This window comes from Frankia sp. AiPs1 (assembly GCF_023716945.1).
Classification (GTDB): domain Bacteria; phylum Actinomycetota; class Actinomycetes; order Frankiales; family Frankiaceae; genus Frankia.
Window position 1 is genome coordinate 1 of record NZ_JAMQQF010000477.1, and the last position, 4,669, is coordinate 4,669.

Annotated in this window: 4 protein-coding genes; 2 read left to right on the top strand and 2 right to left on the bottom strand. The window is 72.1% G+C overall.

Annotation, left to right across the window (positions count from 1 at the left end; genetic code table 11):
* The first annotated feature begins 13 nt into the window (after nucleotides 1-13).
* Nucleotides 14-796, top strand: a complete 783-nt coding sequence (locus ND748_RS25580; protein ID WP_374216033.1) for an ABC transporter ATP-binding protein — start codon at nucleotides 14-16, stop codon at nucleotides 794-796.
* A gap of 114 nt (nucleotides 797-910) precedes the next feature.
* Entirely contained in the window at nucleotides 911-2,221 is a 1,311-nt protein-coding gene (locus ND748_RS25585; protein WP_251748626.1) for an ABC transporter substrate-binding protein, read from the top strand.
* A gap of 98 nt (nucleotides 2,222-2,319) precedes the next feature.
* Here ND748_RS25585 and ND748_RS25590 read toward each other — a convergent pair whose 3' ends face one another.
* Together ND748_RS25590 and ND748_RS25595 are read right to left on the bottom strand one after the other, a co-directional pair.
* A complete protein-coding gene (locus ND748_RS25590; protein WP_251748633.1) occupies nucleotides 2,320-3,030 on the bottom strand; it encodes an FCD domain-containing protein in 711 nt (236 codons plus the stop codon).
* Nucleotides 3,031-3,481: 451 nt separating this feature from the next.
* Nucleotides 3,482-4,669: acyl-CoA dehydrogenase family protein (locus ND748_RS25595; RefSeq protein WP_251748628.1), on the bottom strand; the 1,188-nt coding region annotated here is incomplete at its 5' end.

Sequence of the window (4,669 nt, forward strand, 5' to 3'; positions counted from 1 at the left end):
GAGCAAGCCCGCGGTGGTGCAGGAGCCGGCCGCGGGTACCGCCGCGGCGGCGGCCGGCGGGGCCGGGACGGGCGCCGCCACGCCGCTGTTGGACGTGCGTGGACTGGAGGCCGGTTACGGCGCCGTGCGGGTGGTCCGGTCGTTGAACCTGACCGCCGACAGCGGGACCGTGCTGGGCGTTCTCGGCCCGAACGGCTCCGGCAAGACCACGATGATGATGACCCTCGCCGGACTGCTGCCGCGGCTGGGCGGCGAGGTGCTGGTGGACGGCACGCCCGTGCCGGGGGGACGACCGGCGGCGGCGAACCGCGCCGGCATCGTGCTCGTCCCCGACGACCGGGCGCTGTTCCCCGATCTCGACGTCCGGGAGAACCTGCTCGTCGCCAAGCGGTCCGGCGGATACAGTCTCGACGACGTCGTCGCGCTGTTCCCGAGCCTGGGCAACCGGCTGAGCGTGGCGGCGGGTGCGCTGTCCGGCGGGGAGCAGCAGATGCTCGCCGTCGCCCGCGCGCTCGTGCAGAAGCCGCGGGTGCTGCTCATCGACGAGATGAGCATGGGGCTCGCACCGGTGATCGTCGAGGGGCTGCTGCCGGTGGTCCGCCGGATCGCCGACGAGACCGGGGCCATCGTCATCCTCGTCGAGCAGCACGTCCAGCTCGCGCTGGAGGTCGCCGACCAGGCCATCGTGCTCGTGCACGGCGAGGTGGTCCGTAGCGGCCCGGCCGCCGACCTCGCCCACGACCGGGCCGGTCTCGAGGCCGCCTACCTGGGAGCCGAGGCGGGCGCCTCCGCCTGATCCCCACCCCACATACTTTCTGGCCCGTAGCACGCAACATCCGCGCGGTCCGTGGGCTGTCCGGTCCACGGACCGCGCGTCCATGTAGTGATGAGATGACTAAGGAGCACCACCGTGCGTTTGTTACCGCTTCGTTTCACGGCGGCCGGACGGCTGGCCACCCGGCCGCGTGCCCGCGTCGCGCTGACCGGTGTCCTGCTCGCCACCTCGCTGGTCGCCGCCGCCTGCGGTGGCAGCAGCGGCGGTGGTGGTAGCAGCGGCAGCGGGACGACGAAGGCCGACTCGGCCCTGCTCGGACCGGCGAAGGCCGCCACGGGTACCCCGGTGAAAATCGGCTGGATCGGTACCGGTCGCACCCAGGCCGTGGACGCCTCGGCGGAGGAGAAGTCGGCGCAGGCTGCGGCCGACTACGCCAACGCCCACCTCGGCGGACTGCGCGGACATCCGATCGAGATCGTCAGTTGTGAGGATAAATCCGTCCCCGCGGACGCCCAGGCGTGTGGCAACACGTTCGTTCGGGAAAAGGTCTCCGCGGTGGCCGGCGGCAGCCCGGGTCAGGCCGACCCCTGGATCAAGATCGTTTCTCCGGCCGGGATCCCGACGGTGCTGAACCTGGTCGCGACGCAGACCGCGCTGTCGACGAAGAACGTGTTCCTGCTCGGCAACCCGCTCGGGCCGTTCGGCACGGCGGCGGCGTACGCGCGTGAGGCCAAGCTGTCCAGTGCCGTCGTGCTCGTCATCGACGTGCCCGCGGCCAGCGGCCCGGCCAAGGCGCTTTCGCCGATCTTCTTCGCCAACGCGGGAAGCAAGGCGACGGTCATCGCGATCCCGCCGGGTACGGCGGACATGACCCCGCAGATCCAGACCGCGCAGAAGGACAAGCCCGCGCTGTACCACGTCACGGGTGACCCGACCTTCTGCGCCAGCGCGATCAAGGCGATCAAGGCTCTCGGCATCAAGGCCACGATCACCGCGCTGGACCGCTGCGTCGGCACCGACAAGGGCGCCTCGATTCCCGGTGGCTTCGAAGGTGTCAAGATCATGGGTCAGGCCAACCAGGACCCGACCACTGCCGAGTACAAGCTGTTCTCGGCCGTGATCGACGCCTACGGCAAGGGCCTGAAGACCGCCGACGCCTACACCGTCAGCGGCTACCAGGGCATGCTCGGTCTGATCCGCGCGGTCAACGCCGTGCCGGGCACCGACGTGACGCCGGCCGGGGTCACCACGGCGATCAAGACGGCGCCGGCCACCCCCTACCCGATCGGTGGCGGGGCGACCTTCCAGTGCAACGGCAAGGCGAGCCCGGTGTCGCCGAACATCTGCTCGACCACCGGATTCGTCGCCGACGCGTCCAAGACCGGAACGTTGTCGAACTTCCGCACCATCGACGCAACCGGAATCTACAAGCTCGGCGCGAACTGACCCGCCGCTGAGCTGCACGCCTGACCGCCTGAGGGCGTGGGCCGCGTAACCCGCGGTTCACGCCCTCAGGCGTGCCGGCCCCAATACTGCGACGGCATCTAGGTAAGCAGGTCGAGGGTGGCGGCATTGCGGCCGTCGCCGTCAAGATAGGCGGCACCGGCCCGCAGATGGCGCCGCCACAATGCCTGCGCGCCGGCCGCGTCCCGTTCCTCGAGCAGATCGACCAGGGCGTGATGCGCCCGGCTGGTCGCCCGCTCGGTGTCGGCCTGCACGGGTGTCCCGAGGTCGCTTTCGACCGCGGACCAGGTGGCCCGGTCGACAATCTCGCGGAGCATGCCGATGAGCAGTTCGAGGGTCTCGTTGCCCGCCAGCCGGACGACGAGGGCGTGGAAGTCGTTGTGCAGCCGGACCGTCTCGGCCGGATGGGCGCCGCGGCGCTCCAGCGCCGCGCGCAGCAGGCCCAGGTCGGCGCGGGTGCGCCGGCGGGCCAGCAGCCCCGCGACCGGCGGCTCCAGAGACAGCCTCGCCTCCCACACGTCGGCGACGGTCGTGCCGACATGCTCCAGCACCAGCCCCGCGTAGCGGGCCGCGACCCGGGGACTCGGTGTCTGCACCCGGGCCCCGCCGCCCGCGCCGCGGCGCACCGTGATCAGCGACTCCGCCTCCAGGATGCGCAGCGCCTCCCGCAGCGTCGGCCGGGACACCCCGTACTGCACGACGAGCAGTGCCTCCGTCGGCAGCGCCTGCCCCTCGACCAGCTCGCCGCGCACGATGCGCTGGCGCAGGTCGGCCGAGACCAGCTCGGCCATCTTCGGCACCCGCATCCGCTGCCCCACGACGCCCACCCCGCCCGCGGTGGTCCTGGCCTCGCTGCCGGTGACGCCCCCGCCCACGTCGGGCTCGACTGCTGGCATGGGCGTCTCCTTCACGGGGCGGATCTCCACGCTACCGGCCCGGAGCCCACCGAACCGGTACATCGGATCTTCGCAGTGCCGCGGTGCGCGGGTGACGGAAACCGCCGACCGGCTTAAAACCGCTCCCCTGTGCGGGAAAAATAGACCGGCCTTGCAAGGAGAGGGCAAGGAATGTCCGGCATGCGGAAAACAAGACACCAGCCGCGAAAAGTAAAATGTGTGGTGGTCGTGGCTACGGTTGCGTTCGCCCTGATATCCCTGATATCCCTGATGCCCGCCGCGGCATTCGCGACGGAGACGGCTGTGGCGGCTCCGTCTGACCTGTGTCAGACCGGGACGGCACAGGTCAGCGGGGCATGCCGAGGACGCGTTCGGCGAGGATGTTGCGCATGATCTCGGTGGTGCCGCCGGCGATCGTCGCCGAGCGCGACAGCAGGTACTCCCGCTGCGCGCGGCGTCCCGTCGCATCGGCGACGCCGGCGAGGCCGAGGGCGGCGAGATGCGTCTCGCCCTGGTGCTGCGTGGCCCGCGACCACAGCAGCTTGATGACCGAGTGCTCGGCGCCGGGCGCGCCGCCCTCGGCGATGCGGCCGAGCGCGCGGCTGCCGAGCAGGCCGACGAGGCGGGCCTCGACGAGCCGGTCGGTGAGCTCCAGGCGGGTGTGTTCGTCCAGGCCGTGCGCCGCCAGCGCCGTCACCAGGTCGTCGACGGACTGCTCCAGGCCGGCGGCGAGCTCGATGACACCGGCCCGTTCGAAGCCGAGCGTCGTCATCGTGACCGTCCAGCCGGCGTGCAGCGGGCCGAGCAGCGCGCTGCGCGGAACACGGACGTCGTCGTAGAAGACCTCGGCGAACCCGCTCTCCCCGGTGATCATCGTGATCGGACGGCGGGTGATGCCGGGCAGGTCCAGCGGCACGAGCAGCGCGGAGATCCCGCGGTGCGCCGGCGCGTCCGGGTCGGTGCGGGCCAGCAGCAGGCAGTGCGTCGCCTCCATGCCCTCCGACGTCCACACCTTCTGCCCGGTGATGACGAACTCGGCGTCGTCGCCGTCGCCGACGAGCTGCGCCCGAGTGCGCAGCGAGGCGAGGTCGCTGCCGGAGCCCGGCTCGGAGAAGCCCTGGCACCAGATCTCGGTGCCGGCCTGGATCGCCGGCAGGTGCGCCTTCTGCTCGGGCGTGCCGTAGCGCATGAGCGTGGGGGCCACGTTGTTCAGGCCGAGGACGCCGCCGAGCGGCTGCGGGGCCCGGTGGGTCGCCATGACCCGGTCGCAGGCGACCTGGTCGACGATGCCGAGCCCGCGTCCGCCGTACTCCACCGGCCACTGCGGGGCGACCCAGCCGACCGAGTGCAGCGCCTGCTGCCAGGCCATCCGGGCGGGGAACGACACCTCGTCGCCCCAGCGCTCGCGCCAGGCCGGCAGCAGGGCGGCGACGTGTCCGGCGAGTTCCGCGGCGGGCCCGGAGTCGGGCACGCTCAGCGCCGGGCGGGAGCCGGTGGCGCGCCGCGTCGGGTCGAGCCGGGCGCGGTGCGCGCC

Bases quoted from the DNA above. Each gene is read 5' to 3' on its own strand.
- ND748_RS25590 (WP_251748633.1), bottom strand. From the start codon at position 3,030: ATGGCCGAGCTGGTCTCGGCCGACCTGCGCCAGCGCATCGTGCGCGGC.